We start from the raw sequence: 15879 nt of genomic DNA on the forward strand, positions 1-15879 counted from the left end.
ACCGCAACCCAGAGTATCCGCCCCGGCGGTGCCCACGACGAAATCACCCCCGGCTCCAGGGCGCACATAAGGCCCTGCTGTAACGAGAATCACATCACGGACGGGTCGAACGGTCACATCGAACCCGAGTCGACGTCGCAGGCTGCCCGCCCCCGTTTCGCGTCGACACTCGGACTTTCGCTCAGTGTGCCGACAACTCTCGACGAGCGCCGATCCGTCGGGCATCCTCGGCGGCATGTTCGTCGTGAATCCGGTCGCTGTGGGCCGCCCTCGCACCAGCCTCTGCGCTGTGTCGGGGCTCGAGCCGGCGTCGCGGGACATGTGTATGCGCTGTCGCTGATCCTCGGCTCCCGACCCACACATCCATTTCCCTCAAGGATCTCTTCATGACCTCGACCCTTGCCCGCACCACGTCTGCCTCTCTTCGCTCGCCGAACGTCCCTCCCCTCGCCCGGACTCGGGTGGCGGCCGACGCACCGCGCCCGCGGACCCACCTGCCGACGCATCTGCGTCCCGCCGACCTGCTGCGCATCACCGACCAGGGTGTCGCCGATGTCCTCGACGGCCGGCACGACGCCCTGCTCCCCACCGAATGGGACACCACGCACCGCTGGTCGACGCGCCTCTACGCCGACGACGATCTCGACGTCTGGCTCATCAGCTGGACGCCCGGCGAAGCCACCGAACTCCACGACCACGCCGGTTCGCTCGGCGCACTGACCGTCCTCTCGGGGTCCTTGCGGGAGTACCACTGGACGGGGGACGATCTGGCTGTGCGCGTCCTTGACGCCGGCGACCAGGCGGCCTTCCCTCTCGGGTGGGTCCACGACGTCGTGAAGAACCCGACGACCCAGGTCGCCGGGCCGACGCTCAGCGTCCACGCCTACTCCCCGCCGCTCACCGCGATGTCCTACTACGAGGTGGCCGACGCCGGCCATCTGCGTCGTACCCGCACGATCCTGACCGACGAACCCGAATGAGCGGCAAGCCGACTCCACGCACCATCGACGACGTCCTCGCCGAGGCACGCTCACGACTGCAGCGCATCGACGCCGCATCGGTCCCCGCCGAACTCGAGGACGGAGCGGTCCTCGTCGACATCCGGCCGGCCGCCCAGCGAGCCCAGGAGGGCGAGACGGATCTGGCGCTCGTCATCGAGCGGAACGTCCTCGAATGGCGGTGCGATCCCGCCAGCGATGCCCGAATCCCCGAGGCCGTCGACCACGACGTGCGGTGGATCATCCTGTGCCAGCAGGGTTATACGTCGAGCCTCGCCGCAGCCGCCTTGCAGGACCTCGGGCTGCATCGCGCAACCGACGTGATCGGCGGGTACGAGGCGCTCGCGCCGGTGCTCCGCTAGGCGACGGCCGGCCAGGGCCGCGGCACCGGCCGCGTGTCCACGGCGAGGCCCGTCGCCGGGTCTGCCAACGCGGCGACATGCCGCGTGAGGGCCGGGTCGATCCAGTCCGCGGCGTCGAGCACATACGTCGGTTGCGCGGTGATGCGTTCGGTGAGAACGAAATCCGACTCCGCGGTCCGCGCAGCGAGCGCATCCAGGTTGGGCCAGGGACGTTCGGGGTTCACGTGGTCGGGAGTCAGCGGCGACACCCCGCCCCAGTCGTCGATTCCGGAGGCGATGAGCGCGGCGCATTCGGCCGGCGACACCAGGTTCGGCGGTGCCTGCACCCGCATGTGCGGCCCGAGCACTATACGTGCGACGGCCACCGCCGCCAGGAACTCACTCATCTCCGCATCGGGGTTGGATCGCATCGCGGTGTCGGGCTTGGCCCGGAAGTTCTGCACGATCACTTCCTGGATGTGGCCGCCCGCGGCCTGCACCTCCGCGATTGCGAGCAGGGATTCGGCTCGCTCGTGGAGTAATTCGCCGATCCCGACGAGGATGCCGGTCGTGAACGGGACTCGCGCGGCACCGGCGTCGCGGAGCACCTGCATGCGGACCAGCGGGTCCTTGTCCGGGCTGCCGTAGTGTGGTTGCCCCTTCTCGGTGAAAAGACGACGCGACGTGGTCTCGAGCATCATGCCCATCGACGGGGCCACCGGCCGCAGGTGCAGGAGCTCCTCGAGGCTCATCACCCCGGGGTTCAGATGCGGCAGCAGGCCGGTCTCGGTCAGCACGGCCACCGCGGCCGCACGGACGTAGTCGAGGGTCGACGAGTATCCGCGCTCGGCCAGCCATTCGCGGGCCTCCGGCCACCGATCCTCGGGACGGTCACCGAGCGTGAACAGGGCTTCCTTGCAACCGAGGTCGGCTCCGCGGCGGGCGAGGTCGACGACCTCGTCGAGTTCGAGGTACAACCCCTCGCCGGCGCGGGCGAGTTTGCCGGGCACGGTCACGAAGGTGCAGTAGTGACACCGGTCCCGGCACAGACGGGTCAGCGGGATGAACACCTTGCGCGAGTAGGTGACCTGCCGCGGCCGGCCGACCGCGGCGAGCCCCTCGTCGCGGATCGCGCCGGCGAGCGACTGCAGGCGCACGAGATCCTCTCCGGCACAGGACAGGAGCGTGACGGCCCGGTCGATGTCGATCGACTCCCGGGCCTCGGCGGCGGCAAGGGCGGCATCGATCGCCTCACGTGAAGGACGTTCCCCGGCAACACTTTCCACCGGTTCGGTCCGCACCACGGGGATGCTGAGGTCGGTCATCGTTCCCCCTCCGATGAATCGAGGATGGTCAGATAGGGCGCGGGATCGAACGTGCCGTTGCGTTCTCGGAACGACGCCGCGGTCCCCGGCCACAGCAGCGTCAGGCGGCCGCTCTCCGGGTCGACATACCAACTGTCGCAACCGGTCAGCCACACGGTCGACGCGCTGCGCTCGTCGATCTCGCGGGTGTAGGCGGCCTCGGCCTCGGCCGAGACCTCGAGTGCCCGGACGTCGGTGTCGCCCATGAACTCCAGCGCACCGAGCACGTAGTCGAGCTGCGTCTCGATCATGTAGATCGCCGAGTTGTGGCCCAGCGCCGCGTTCGGCCCGTCGAGCACGAACATGTTCGGGAATCCGCTGACGACGGTCGAGGCATACGAGGTCATGCCCGATGACCAGTGCTCGGCGAGGTGCAGTCCCGCGCGGCCGACGACCCGGCTCGCGGCCGGCGGACGCGCGGACTCGAAACCCGTTGCCATGACGAGGAGGTCGAGGTCGAAGGTGCGTCCGCTGCGCGCGGTGGCCTTGGACTCGGTGATGGACTCCAGCGCACTCGGCTCGAACACCACGTTCGGCCGCTGCAACGCAGGATAGAAGTCGTCGCTGAGAAGGATTCTCTTGCAACCGATCTCGTAACCCGGTGTCAGGTGGTCACGCAGCTCCGGATCGTCGACCTGCTCGTGAAGATGGTTGCGGGCGCGGGCCCGGATCTCGTCGATGTCGGGGTGGAGGCCGAGTCGCTGCCGGAACGCCCCGTCGGCCTCGGTGAGGAGCCGGTGGCGGACCTCGCCGGCGACCTCGGGATCGAGTAGGGCGGCGCGTTCGTCGGCCGAGTACCGGCGGTCTTCGCGCGGCACCACGTAGGGAGCGGTCCGGCAGAACACGACGAGTTCCTCGGCGGCGTCGGCCAGGTGCGGGATGAGCTGCACCGCCGACGCACCGGTTCCCACGACACCGACCCGGGCACCGTCGACGGCGACGTCGTCGTGCCAGGCCGCCGTGTGGACGACCTGACCGGGAAATTGGCCGAGACCCTCGATGTCGGGGATCTTCGCCTCCGACAACCGGCCGACGGCGAGGACGAGACTACGCGCGCGGAACGCCCGGCCCGGTCCGTCACCGTTGCCTGCGGTGATCGTCCAGCGGGCCGCGGCCTCGTCCCAGGCCGCCTGCCGCAGTTCGCAGTTCAGCAGGATGTGCTCGGCCAGGCCCTCTTCGGCGACGGTCAGCTCGAGGTAGTCGCGGATCTCGTGCCCACTCGGATACCGCGAGGCCCAGTCGGCCGGCGGACGGAACGAGAACGAGTACAGGTGTGCGGGGATGTCACAGGCGATGCCGGGGTAGACATTGTCGCGCCAGGTGCCGCCCACCGCGTCGGCACGTTCGAGGACGACGAAGGATTCGCGGCCGCGACGGGCGAGTTGCGTGGCCATCCCGAGACCGGCGAAGCCGGCACCGATGATGGCGACATCGATCTCCTGCGACATGTCGATGTCCACCCGCTCACCCCCCTGCGTCGTCGTCACCGTCACGAACGTACCTGCGGGATCGGGAGCAACCGATGGGCTTCCGGCTCGGCATAACGCGTGGTGCGCTGACTCGGTGTACGACCGGCGCGTTCGGCGATGGCGACGAGGGTGTCGGCGTCGAGGACCCGGCCCACCTCCGGACCGGCATCCGGCATGAGCCGACCGTCGAGCAGCAGGCCGCCGATGTCGTCGGCGCCGCCGCGCAACAGCAGGTCCACGGTGTCGGGGTCGAGCTTCGTCCAGGCGACCTGCACGTGGTCGATGAGACCGACGGACATCAGCCGGGCGACCGCGTGCAGTGCGCGGGTCTCCCGCTGCGAGGCGGTCGACGTCGCGGCGGCGGTCAGATGCGGCGGCGTGTTGGAGGCGACCATCGGCATCAAGATCAGCTCGCTGAATCCACCCGTGCGGCGCTGGATCCCGAGCAGTGTCCGCAGGTGCGCGACCTGATGCTCCGGGGTCTCGACGTGCCCGTAGACGATGGTGGCCGTCGAGAAGAGTCCGACGCCGTGCGCGGCCTCGATGACCTCGATCCACTCGCGGGCGGGTGCGGAGCCGGTCGGTGACAGGAACCCGCGGACGGAGTCGTCGAGGATCTGGGCGGCGGTCCCGGGGATCGACCCGAGCCCGGCGGCGCGGAGGCGGCGGAGGTGTTCGACGATCGGCACCCCGGTCCGGACCGCACCGTCGGCGATCTCCGCAGCGCGGTACGCGTGCAGGTGCAGACCGGCTGCCGCATCGGTGATCTCCGCGACGAGGCGGACGTAGTCGGTGGCCGGCCGGTCGGCGGGCAACGGGCCCTGCATGCAGATCTCGGTGGCTCCGAGTTCCACGGCCTCCCCGACCAGCTCGGCGAGCGCGGGCTCGCCGGGGCGGCGTTCATCCGAGATGAGTCGGGCGGCGACCCCGGTGTCCAGATTGCGGTTCACGACGAAGGTCACGGCGTCGGGATCGGTGACCCTCGCCCGGACGGTGTCGGCGAGTTCGCACAGTTCTTCCAGCCGGGTGCCGGAGGCGCCCAGCAGCGCGACCCAGCCCTCGTCGTCGAGGGCATCGGGGCCGAGGGCTGTCGGGTCGTCACGGAGACGACTCAGGGCCGCCGTGACGCGCTCGATCGGGGCCGTGATGTCTTCGGCCCACGCGCGCAGAACCATGACCACACTCTAACGCTCGTTCGGTTACACCCTTCGCCCCGAGGGAACGGCGGCGGGGAAAGTCAGTCGTCGGCTTCGGGAAGCCGATGGGTCCAGCCGAGAAACGCCGCCGGGCCGACACCCAGCACCAGCAGAAAAAGGGTCTGCACCAGGTAGTTTCCCGACGTGCTCAGGATGACGTCGCCACCCGGCCCCGGGATCCCGCCGGCGATGACGACGACGAGCCCCCATGCGGCAAGCGGTGCATAGCGCAGCGGTGACGAGGTGTATCCGGCCGCCAGCCACAGCAGCACGGCGTTGAGAAGTCCGCCGATCAGAGCCGCGACAGGCAACGCGACCCCGCCGAACCGCAGGTACGCGAAGGCAACGCTGAGCAGGCCCACCACGAAGCCGTCGAGGGTCAGCAGCGCCAGCAGGAGCCGGTCGCGGACATGCGGATCGAGCGCTGGCATCTTCGCTATCCGATCCCGGCGAAGAGGTCCGTCTCCCGGTCGCCGCCGGGGGCCTCACGCGGATCGTGGTCGGTGAGGATGAAGTGCTCGTGGTCGTGGATCGGCTGCAGGATGTTGTTCGACAGCGCGTACTCGGTCCCCGACGGCGCGACGGTCACCTGCGTGGCGTGCGCGGCGAGTCCGGCGACCTTGTGCGAGTAGTACGCCCGCACGTCGACCTCGGTGGTGATCCGGTCGTCGGGGTAGCTCGGCAGTTCGCCGGGCCGCGGCATCCGCCAACCGTCCGGCACGGCGCGAGCCGCCGCGAGACCGTTCTCCAGGGCGCTGCGCTCGGTGACCGACTCGTACAGCTTCGCCGGGCCCGCACCGGCCTCCCGGGCACGCGCGACCGCGGCCGCGGTGACCTCGTGGACGAGTTTGTGGTCGGGATGGCCGTAGGTGCCCGACGCGTCGTAGCTGACGACGACCTGCGGGGCGAAGCCGAGGAGCAGGTCGAACAGCACGCCGACCGGCTCGTCGAACGGCGCCCGGACGAGCGCGCGCGGGTGGTCCGCCGACGGCGCCCCGGCCATGCCGGAGTCACGCCAGCGGCCGGCCCCGCCGAGGAAGCGGGGCGTCAGGGCCGGCCCGTCGGCCGGGCTGAGTGCGGCGAGGGCACGGGTCAGTTCGGCGATGCGGTACCCGCCGAGCTGGTCGGCGCCGCCGTCGGAGACGAGCTGTGCGAACTCGTCTCCGATGACCTCGCCCTCTTCACCGAGGGTGAAGGTCAGGACGCGAACGTCGACGCCTTCGGCGAGGTAGCGGGCGATGGTCCCGCCGGTCATGATCGTCTCGTCGTCGGGGTGGGCGTGGACGAGCAGCAGCCGCCGGTCGGCGGTGGGAGAAGCGTCGGTCACGAGAGTTCCCAGTTGACCGCGGTCCCGAAGATCGACTCCTGGATCGGGCCGGTGAGCGGCACATCGCGTACCTCGGGCGTGACGCCGACGATCATCGAATCCTGGTACAGCGGCAGGTAGATGGCCTGCGCGGCCAGCAGCGGCTCCGCCTGCTTCAGCGTCGAGATCGGGTCGTTCTCGGACATCGCGTTGCGTGCGAGTTCGATCAGCGTGGGATCGCAGAGACCGGAGATGTTGCTGGCGTAGCTGTCGCCGACGTCCCCACCGCTCGGCGCGATGCTGGTCGGGGTCGGCGGTGTGGCGGGCGACGGCTCGGTGCTCGGTTTGGGTTGGTTGCAGTCGACCTGCGATGCCAGTGACGCCGCGGGCGGCACACCGAGTCCGGTCCAGCCGACGACGAGGTCGACGCGCTTCTGGGTCAGCGCCGAGCCGTACAGCTCGCTGTTCGGCATCGTCACCACCTGGGCACGGATTCCGGCGCTGCGGAGCTGGTCGACGACGCTCGCCGCGGCCGACGTGGCGCGGGGGTCACCGGCGACGGCGCCGACACGCACGAGGAGGTCCTGGCCCTCCTTCTGGAACGGCAGGACGCCCTCGGGCAGCTTGGCGACCTCGACCGCACCGGGGGTCGGCGTCGCCGCCGGGGTCGACGGCGTGGACGAGCCCGACGCAGAAGGCGATTCCGACGCAGGCGCACCGGTGGATGGCTCGGGGACGGGCGAGGCCTCTCCGGCCGTCTCCGGGTCCGCCCGGCGGTATCCGGCGTCGGCGAGGAGCGCGTCGACCGCGGCACGATCGGGTCGCGCCCGCGAGACGGGCGTGTACCCGGGGTCGGACGGCGCGAAGACGGTGTTCGCGTACGGCTCCACGATCCAGTCCCCCGCACCGGCGAAAGTGGTCAGCCGCGCGTCGACGAGGCCGAGGATCGCGCGCCGCAGCTCGACCGAGCTCATCGCGTCGGTGCGGGCGTTGACGCTGATCCCCAGTGACCTCGAGGTGAGGCTGCGTTCGGTCTCCAGGCCGGGTAGTGCCGAGAGTTCGGCGGCGGTCGCCGGCGAGGCCCCGAGCGCGACGATCTCGGAGTCGCCGGAACGGACGGAGTCGAGCATCTGGGCGTTGTTGCCCGCGCGGCGGAGCACGACCTGGTCGAGTCGGGGCGGTGTCACCCAGTAGCGGTCGTTGCGGGCCAGCCGCACCTCGTCGCGGGTCTTGTCGATCCCGACGATCGCGTACGGGCCGGCCGACACCGGCTTGCCGGTGTCCATGCCGGTCTGGAAGCCGGCGGGGGCGCCCTTGAGGACGTGACTGGGCAGCAGGCCGGTGAACAGCTCGCGCCAGGCCGGGTACGGCCGCTCGAAGCGCACCTCGACGAGCTTGCCGCCCTCGCGGGACTGCACGGAGTCGATGAGGCGGTAGCCGGCCGGGGCCACCACGTTGGGCTGACGCGACATCTGCTGCCACAGGTAGCTGAAGTCGTCGCCGGTGACCGGCAGGCCGTCGGACCACTGGGCGTCGGTGTGGATCCGGTAGGTCACCGTGAACGGCTGCCGCGACGTCACCTCCGCGGTGGTGACGAAGTGGCGCTGGAGTTCCCAGACAGGTCCGGCAGGTGTCTGCACGGGCGAGAAGGCGCTCGGCAGTGTCATCGCGGCGACCGCGGTGGTCACCGGATTCTGGTCGGCCGCGATGTGCGGGTTGAACCCGTTGCCGACCGAGTCGGTGGCGATGAAGACCGTCTTCGCGACCGGGTACTCGGTCGGCGTCGGCGGCGGACCGGTGTCGCGGACGGGCGGCGGCGGATCCGCCGTGCACGCCGTCAGGGCGATGAGCAGAGCGGCGCCGCACGAGAGCAACCCGAGCACACGGCCCCGGGTCCGGTTCGTGGCGTCGCGACCCTGTGGCCTCGCGCGTTTCACCTCGGATACCCCCATGAAGATGCTTCTCGGTCGATCGGACGAGTGCCGGTCTCCCGCTCGCGCGAGAGACCGGCTCGGCGGTCAGCTGACCGCGGCGTCCCGGGACTTGGCCCGCGAACGCTCACGGGCGCGGGTGTTCGAGTCCAGGTGCACCTTACGCACCCGTACGACCTCAGGGGTGACCTCGACACACTCGTCGGCGGCACAGAATTCCATGGCGGCCTCGAGATCGAGCTGCATGGGCTTGGCCAGCGTCTCCATCACGTCGGCGGAGGACTGACGCATGTTGGTCAGCTTCTTCTCGCGGGTGACGTTGATGTCGAGGTCCTCGTGACGCGGGTTGATACCCACGACGTGACCTTCGTAGCTGTCGTCGCCCGGGTTGACGAAGAACGTGCCGCGGTCGGCGAGCTGGATCATCGCGAACGGGGTCACCGTGCCGGAGCGGTCGCTCACGAGCGAGCCGGTGTGGCGGGCGCGGATCTCGCCGGCCCAGGCGTCGTAACCGTCGAAGACGGCGTTGGCGATACCGGTACCGCGGGTCTCGGTGAGGAAGTCGGTGCGGAAGCCGATCAGACCGCGCGACGGGACGATGAACTCCATGCGGACCCAGCCGGTGCCGTGGTTGTTCATCTGCTCCATGCGGCCCTTGCGGGCGGCCAGCAGCTGGGTGACCGCACCGAGGTACTCCTCGGGCACATCGACCGTCAGGTGCTCGAACGGCTCCTGGACCTTGCCGTCGACCTTGCGGGTGACCACCTGCGGCTTGCCGACGGTCAGCTCGAAGCCCTCGCGACGCATCTGCTCGACGAGGATCGCGAGCGCGAGCTCACCTCGACCCTGTACCTCCCAGGCGTCCGGGCGGCCGATGTCGAGCACGCGCAGCGACACATTGCCGATGAGCTCGGAGTCGAGGCGCTGCTTCACCATGCGGGCGGTCAGCTTGTGACCGGACACGCGACCCGCCAGTGGCGAGGAGTTGGTGCCGATGGTGACCGAGATGGCCGGCTCGTCGACGGTGATGCGCGGCAGCGGCTTCGGGTTCTCGAGGTCGGCGAGGGTGTCGCCGATCATGATCTCCGGCATACCCGCGACGGCCACGATGTCGCCGGCGACCGCCGACTCCGCCGGTGCGCGTTCGACGCCGACTGTGGCGAGGAGTTCGGTGATCTTGGCGCGCTCGACGACGGGCTCACCGTCGACCTCGCGGCACCAGGACACCTGCTGACCCTTGCGCAGGGTGCCGTTGTGGATGCGGACGAGCGCGAGACGGCCGAGGAAGGCCGACGCGTCGAGGTTGGTGACGTGGGCCTGCAGCGGGGCCTCCGGATCGCCCTTGGGCGCCGGGACGTGCTCGAGCAGGACGTCGAAGAATGCGTCGAGGTTCTCGGCGTCCGGGATCTCGCCGTTGGCCGGCTGCTCGATGGAACACACGCCAGCGCGGCCGGAGGCGTAGAGCACCGGGAGTTCGAGCACGAGCTCGGCTGCCTTCGCGGCTTCCTCGTCGAGGTCGGAGGCGAGGTCGAGGAGCAGGTCCTGCGTCTCGTCGACGACTTCCTGGATGCGCGCGTCGGGGCGGTCGGTCTTGTTGACGACCACGATCACCGGAAGCTCGGCGGCGAGGGCCTTGCGGAGCACGAAGCGCGTCTGCGGGAGCGGCCCCTCGGACGAGTCGACCAGCAGCACGACCCCGTCGACCATCGACAGGCCGCGCTCGACCTCACCGCCGAAGTCGGCGTGGCCGGGGGTGTCGATGACGTTGATGACCACCTCGGTGCCATCCGGCTGGCGCCGGTGAACCGAGGTGTTCTTGGCGAGAATGGTGATGCCCTTCTCACGTTCGAGGTCGCCGGAGTCCATCACCCGGTCGACGACCTCGGCGCGCTCTCCGAAGACGCCGGACTGGCGCAACATGGCGTCGACGAGGGTGGTCTTTCCGTGGTCGACGTGCGCGACGATGGCGACGTTCCGGAAGGTGGGGGCAGCGCTCACAGGCTCTCTTTCGTGTTGATGGGGACCGCCTCGGCGGCAGGCATTCAGCTCGCGGCCGAACAGCTCTGACCGGCGACAAGTGCAGATCACCTAGGGATTCAACGCTACAGAGTATCGGTTTATGTGGTGAGACCGCGATCACAGGCTTCCGAGCACCCGTTATTAGGGTCTGCTAACCTCGCCGCATGGGTAAGGTCGACGCGGCCAAGGTGGGCTCTCTGAAGCCCAAGAAGAAATGCTGCAAGAGCACCACGCGGTGCGTGCGGTGTCCCGTGGTGATCCACCGGATGCGCAAGCTCGACACCTCGGACATGAGCAAGAAGGAACTCAGCAAGGCGCTGAAGAAGGCACGCGCCGCCTGAGCACTCAGCTCGGCGGGATCTCGTCCTCATCGACCGATCGGACCGCCACCGCCAGCGCGACTGCCGCGATCCCGACGGCCTCCAGCGGCCGCGGAACCTGACCGAGGACGATCAGGCCGATCACCGCGGCCGTCACCGGGAGCAGCGCGAGCAGGATCGCGAACCGCGCTCGCCCGACGCGACGCAGCACGACCTGGTCGAGGGCGTACGGGATCGCGGTCGACGCCACGCCCAGGACCAGGCCCTGGCCGATCAGCGCGACCGGAGAGACCCCATCGCCCACCGCCTCGGAAGAACCCCGACCGGCTACCGCCTCCAGCACCCACCACGCCAGCGGCGAGGTCACGAGGGCGGCGATCACGAAGCCCGTGGCGAGGTCCTCGACGCCCGCCCCGCGCGCCGCGACCCGCTTCCCCAGCACGATGTAACCGGCCCAGCACGCAGCGGCGGCCAGCGCGAGCAGCACTCCCACGCCGGTCCCCGACCATCGGACGTCGGCGATGAGGACGACGCCGAGCCCCGCGAGCACGAGTGCCGCGATGTCGCGTCGGGTGCGGGAACCCAAGGCCGCCACCGTGATCGGGCCGAGGAACTCCAGCGCGACGGTCGTACCCATCGGCAGGCGTGCCAGCGCCTCGTAGAAGGTGATGTTCATTCCCGCGGTGATCAGGCCGAAGCATCCGGCAAGCCGCAGGCGAGACCACTGCCACGCCTGCCGCGGCGGCCGGACCCAGATCAGCAGCACCAGTGCGGCGCCGGCGATGCGCAGCCACGCCACCGCCGATGGAGCGACGTCGTCGAAGAGGCCGACGGCGACCGCCGCACCGAGATACATCGACGTCGCGCCGAGCACCATCAATCCCGGTGGGAGCAGGAGGTCGCGTCGCGCGGTATCCGTCATCAGGCGGCCGTCGTCACCCGATGACCGCGACCCGCTCGGGTACCAGGCGGATCCGCACCCGGTCGCCGATGGCAACGGATTCGTCTGCCACGGCGTCGATCTCGCCGACCGCCGTCTCGATGCGCACGCGTGGACCGGCCGGAAGTTCGGCGACGAGCACGACCGTCGCGAGGCTCCCGCCCGGATCGTCCGTGCCTGCCGGACCCACGACCTCGACCGACTCCGGGCGGAGCCCGAGCCGGCGCGAACCGTCGGGCAGGTCGAGGGCGATCTCGCCGAGCACGGTGTCGGCGATTCCGGCGCGCACCTGCGCGTCGACGACGGTGGTGACGCCGAGGAACTGTGCCGTCCACTCGTCCAGCGGACGTCGCCACAGCTGTGAGGGCGTGGCGACCTGCACCATCGCGCCGTCGCGCATGACCGCGATCTCGTCGGCCATGGTCGCGGCCTCGGCGTGATCGTGGGTGACGACGACGGTCGGTACGCCGGCCGCGCGCACGATCTCCGAGATCTCCACCGCCAGCTCATCTCTCAGGCGTCGGTCGAGTGCGGCCAGGGGTTCGTCGAGCAGGAGCAGCCGCGGATGCGGAGCGAGGGCACGCGCCAGTGCGACTCGTTGCGCCTGCCCTCCGGAAAGGGTGTCGACGGAACGCTTCTCGAAGCCGGGGAGACCGACGACGTCGAGCAGCTCGGTCACGCGATCGGCGATCCGGCGACGCGACCAGCGCCGCATCCGCAGTCCGTAGCCGATGTTCGACGCCACGCTGCGTCCGCCGAAAAGCTGTCCGTCCTGGAAGACCACCCCGAAGTCGCGTCGGTGTACCTCCACCCCGGCGAGGTCCTGACCGTCGAAGCGCACGACCCCGCGGGTCGGCTGCTCCAGCCCGGCGACGGCGCGGAGCAGCGTCGACTTTCCGCACCCTGACGGCCCGAGGACGGCGGTCACCAGCGACCCCGATCCCCCGACCTGCCAGGACAATCCGTCGATCACGGTGTGCCCGCCGTAGGCGACGGCGAGGTCGGAGATCTCGAGGAGGGCATGGGACCTCGTCGCGGGGCCTTCTCCGTTCACAGCAGCGGCACCTCCGATCGGGGACGGAACGCCTCGACCACCAGCACGGCGAGGGTCGTCGCGGCGACCAGCACCACGGACGCGGCCATCGCGGTCGCGAGGTTGGCGGCGCCCGGCCGGTTGAGCGCAGAGCCGATCAGCACCGGCAGGGTCGTCGTGTCGGCACGGGCCAGGAAGCTGCTGGCCCCGAACTCGCCGAGCGCCATCACGAAGGCGAAACCGGCGGCCGCACCCATCGAACGGCCGACGATCGGCAGGTCGACGGTCGCGAACACGCGGGCGGGCCGGGCGCCCAGCGTCGCGGCGGCCTGCCGCAGCCGGACCGGTACCGATTCCAGCGCGGGGAGCATGATGCGGATGACCATCGGGATGGCGATCAGCGCCTGCACGCACGGGATGATCGCCGGCGACGCCGCGATGGCATAGGGCATCGACGCCAGCACGATCAGGTATCCGAATCCCAATGTGACAGCACTGATCCCGAGCGGAACCAGGGAGATGGCCGAGGCGATCGCGCCGACCACCCCGCGGGAGCGATGGAGCGCGACGGCGGCGAGCACGCCCACCACCAGCGCGATGACGGTCGCGAACGCCGCCGACACCAGCGAGTACTCGAGACTCTCCAGCGGCGTGACCCCGTTGACCGGTTCGGCGAGGGCGCGATACCCGGCGAGCGTCCATTCCCCGCCGACCGTCGGCCGCACCGACCGCGCGATCAGAACAACGACCGGCCCGACGAGCAGCACCACCGTCCACACGCTCACCAGCCACATCGCCGGGCGCACGAACCGCCCGTGCACGAATGCCGCATCACGCCGACGCCGTTCGACACCGCCACGGGCCGAACCCGTCCCGGCGGGGTCGGCGAACACGCGGGTGAGCATCAGCGCCGCGAACACGACGACGATCTGCACCATCGACAGCACCACCGCCTCGGGGATACGGAAGTAGCCGATTGCCTGGGTGTATATCTCGGTCTCGAGGGTGCGCAACTCCCCCGCACCGAGGATGATCACGACGCCGAAGCTGGTGGAACAGAACAAGAAGATCAGTGCGGCGGCACCGGCGATGGCGGGCAGCAGTCGAGGGATCACCACCGTCAGCGTCGCACGCAGCCGCCCGGCGCCGAGCGTGCGCGCCGCCTCGAGCAACCGGGGGTCGAGGTTCCGCCATGCCGCGCCGACCACGCGGACGACGACGGCGACGTTGATGAACACGTGCGCGGCCAGCACCGCACCGAGACCGGATTGGATGTGCAGGAAGGACAGTGGGCCGGTCAGCAGCGACCGGAAGGCGACGCCGACGACCACCGTCGGCAACACGAACGGCACCGTCACCACGACGGCGAGGAGGACCGAGGCCCGCCCGCCGACATGGGCGTACAGCCACGCGATCGGTGCGGCCGCGACGAGCGCCAGCACGGTCGAGGCCGCCGCCTGCCCGAGGGTCACCCCCAGGAGCGCGAGTGCGTCTGTGCGGGTGAGGAGTTCACCGAGTCGCTCCCCCGACGCCGCGGCCAGGTTCACCGCGCGGCGGACGAGAGCGAGCACCGGCCAGGCGAAGAGGACTGCGATGAACAGAGCCGGGATCAGACGTAGTGCCACCCGGCCGGCGACCGTCGCCGTCCGGCCCGCGGGCCGCGCCCCTGCCCGGCTCACCGGGTTGTCACCTGCCGACAGCGTCACGCCACTGATCGAGCCAGCTCTCGCGGTTCTCCGCGATCGTGGCGGGCGGCAGCGAGGACATCCACTCCGGCACGGCCGCGCGGGCCGGCCAGCCCTCGGGCAGTTCGACGTCGCGCTGCACCGGGTACACGTACATCGACTCCGGCAGCGCGGACTGCACCTCCGGGCTCAGCATGTAGTCGACGAGCTTGCGCGCACCGGTGGAGTTGCGGGTGCCCTTGAGGATGCCGATGTACTCGACCTGCGGGAAGCAACTGTCGAGAAGGGCGCTGGTGTCGGGGGTCGCGGCGGGCGAGGACGCGTACGACAGCACGATCGGCTTGTCGCCCTTCCCTTCCCCCGCGCTGAACAACTGGTTGTAGGCGACCTCCCAGCCGGAGACGATGGTCGCGCCACCGCCGACGACCCGCTTCCAGTAGTCCTGCCAGCCGTCGCCGAGGGCACCGACCGTCGTCAGCAGAAAGGCCGTGCCGGGTGAGGAGGTCGCGGGATCGGTCAGCACCGTTTGCGACGCATACTCCGGCTTGACCAGGTCGCGGAAGCTCGCCGGTGGAGTCAGCGATCGTGATTCGTACCAGGCGTCGTCGATGTTGAGGCAGACGTCGCCGCGGTCGACGGCGGTCAGCTTGTCGGCCGCACCGGGCACCGCGTACTCGTCGGCCCCGTCGACGGCGAGCGGCGACTCGTAGGACTCCAGGGCTCCCGCTTCGATCGGCCGGGACGCGAAGGTGTTGTCGATGCCGTAGACCGCATCACCCTTGGGTGCGCCGGGGGTCAACGACACGGTCGACGCCAGCTGTCCGGCGTCGCCCGAGCGCACGATCTCGAGGGTGAGCCCGGTCTGCCGGCGGAACCCGTCGATGACCGATTCGGGCAGTTCGAAGGACTCGTGAGTCAGCAGGGTGACCTGTCCGCCTGTCGTCGACTCGTCGGCGCAGGCAACCGCCGTCGTGAAGACCAGTCCCACTCCGACGGTGAGTGCGACGGCCCGGGAGGCGATCCCCGACCACCCACGCCGACGGCCGCCACTCTCGGCCTGCAGCTCGTTCACGCCCGGCAGTTGGGTCACATCCGACTCCTTGCGACTCGCTGTCCCTGTCCCATCCACCCCCATATCCAACCAGGTGGCGTCGCGACGCACGATTTGCCGCCCGAAAGATCACTTCTGTAACAATTGCATCAATAACCACATACGTCACAGTCGCAACCCGCCGGACTACCTGGACACAGAAGACATCGAGGGGCTTAGAATGACC

The 15879-nt window shown here is 70.0% G+C and carries 14 protein-coding genes; 3 read left to right on the forward strand and 11 right to left on the reverse strand.

What is annotated here, in order from left to right:
* Positions 1-386 precede the first annotated feature (386 nt).
* Positions 387-980, forward strand: coding sequence for a cysteine dioxygenase (locus PWF70_RS16940; RefSeq protein ID WP_006359465.1), 594 nt, complete (start codon positions 387-389; stop codon positions 978-980).
* On the forward strand, positions 977-1360 hold the full coding sequence (locus tag PWF70_RS16945; protein ID WP_006359466.1) for a rhodanese-like domain-containing protein: 384 nt from the start codon (positions 977-979) through the stop codon (positions 1358-1360). The genes PWF70_RS16940 and PWF70_RS16945 overlap by 4 nt, the downstream gene beginning before the upstream one ends.
* Here PWF70_RS16945 and cofG read toward each other — a convergent pair.
* From cofG to typA, 7 genes are all read right to left on the reverse strand, one after another.
* On the reverse strand, positions 1357-2664 hold the full coding sequence (gene cofG / locus PWF70_RS16950; RefSeq protein WP_286352676.1) for a 7,8-didemethyl-8-hydroxy-5-deazariboflavin synthase CofG: 1308 nt from the start codon (positions 2662-2664) through the stop codon (positions 1357-1359). The two genes, PWF70_RS16945 and cofG, sit on opposite strands and share 4 nt — an antisense overlap.
* The gene (locus tag PWF70_RS16955) at positions 2661-4151 is read right to left on the reverse strand and encodes a flavin-containing monooxygenase (protein ID WP_286352983.1); all 1491 of its coding nucleotides are present in this window, start codon (positions 4149-4151) and stop codon (positions 2661-2663) included. Before PWF70_RS16955 ends, cofG begins: the two co-directional genes overlap by 4 nt.
* 41 nt (positions 4152-4192) lie before the next feature.
* Entirely contained in the window at positions 4193-5347 is a 1155-nt protein-coding gene (locus tag PWF70_RS16960; protein ID WP_286352677.1) for an FO synthase, read from the reverse strand.
* Positions 5348-5409: 62 nt separating this feature from the next.
* Positions 5410-5799 (reverse strand): hypothetical protein, encoded by a 390-nt coding sequence (locus PWF70_RS16965; protein ID WP_006359470.1) that lies wholly within the window; start codon positions 5797-5799, stop codon positions 5410-5412.
* 5 nt (positions 5800-5804) lie between these two features.
* Positions 5805-6695 carry an N-acetyl-1-D-myo-inositol-2-amino-2-deoxy-alpha-D-glucopyranoside deacetylase gene (gene mshB, locus PWF70_RS16970; protein WP_127962700.1) on the reverse strand — a complete coding sequence of 297 codons (891 nt, stop codon included), beginning with the start codon at positions 6693-6695 and terminating at the stop codon, positions 5805-5807.
* Positions 6692-8626, reverse strand: coding sequence for an ABC transporter family substrate-binding protein (locus PWF70_RS16975; protein ID WP_286352678.1), 1935 nt, complete (start codon positions 8624-8626; stop codon positions 6692-6694). Before PWF70_RS16975 ends, mshB begins: the two co-directional genes overlap by 4 nt.
* Before the next feature lie 66 nt (positions 8627-8692).
* Positions 8693-10603: a translational GTPase TypA gene (typA, locus tag PWF70_RS16980; RefSeq protein WP_006359473.1), complete on the reverse strand. Its 1911-nt coding sequence runs from the start codon at positions 10601-10603 to the stop codon at positions 8693-8695.
* Positions 10604-10788: 185 nt separating this feature from the next.
* Here typA and PWF70_RS16985 point away from each other — a divergent pair, with 185 nt between their 5' ends.
* Positions 10789-10965, forward strand: a complete 177-nt coding sequence (locus tag PWF70_RS16985) for a hypothetical protein (protein ID WP_005198672.1) — start codon at positions 10789-10791, stop codon at positions 10963-10965.
* Positions 10966-10969: 4 nt separating this feature from the next.
* Here the strand turns inward: PWF70_RS16985 and PWF70_RS16990 are convergent, their stop codons facing one another.
* The 4 genes from PWF70_RS16990 to PWF70_RS17005 are packed head-to-tail and all read right to left on the reverse strand — an operon-like array spanning position 10970 to position 15692.
* Entirely contained in the window at positions 10970-11866 is an 897-nt protein-coding gene (locus tag PWF70_RS16990; RefSeq protein WP_286352679.1) for an EamA family transporter, read from the reverse strand.
* A 13-nt stretch (positions 11867-11879) separates the two neighbouring features.
* Positions 11880-12938, reverse strand: a complete 1059-nt coding sequence (locus PWF70_RS16995) for an ABC transporter ATP-binding protein (protein ID WP_127962697.1) — start codon at positions 12936-12938, stop codon at positions 11880-11882.
* Positions 12935-14596: an ABC transporter permease gene (locus PWF70_RS17000; RefSeq protein ID WP_155225436.1), complete on the reverse strand. Its 1662-nt coding sequence runs from the start codon at positions 14594-14596 to the stop codon at positions 12935-12937. The genes PWF70_RS16995 and PWF70_RS17000 overlap by 4 nt, the downstream gene beginning before the upstream one ends.
* Before the next feature lie 7 nt (positions 14597-14603).
* Positions 14604-15692, reverse strand: a complete 1089-nt coding sequence (locus PWF70_RS17005) for a thiamine ABC transporter substrate-binding protein (RefSeq protein WP_279938976.1) — start codon at positions 15690-15692, stop codon at positions 14604-14606.
* Positions 15693-15879 lie beyond the last annotated feature (187 nt).

The sequence above is a fragment of the Gordonia sp. Swx-4 genome, from assembly GCF_030316175.1.
GTDB lineage: Bacteria > Actinomycetota > Actinomycetes > Mycobacteriales > Mycobacteriaceae > Gordonia > Gordonia alkanivorans.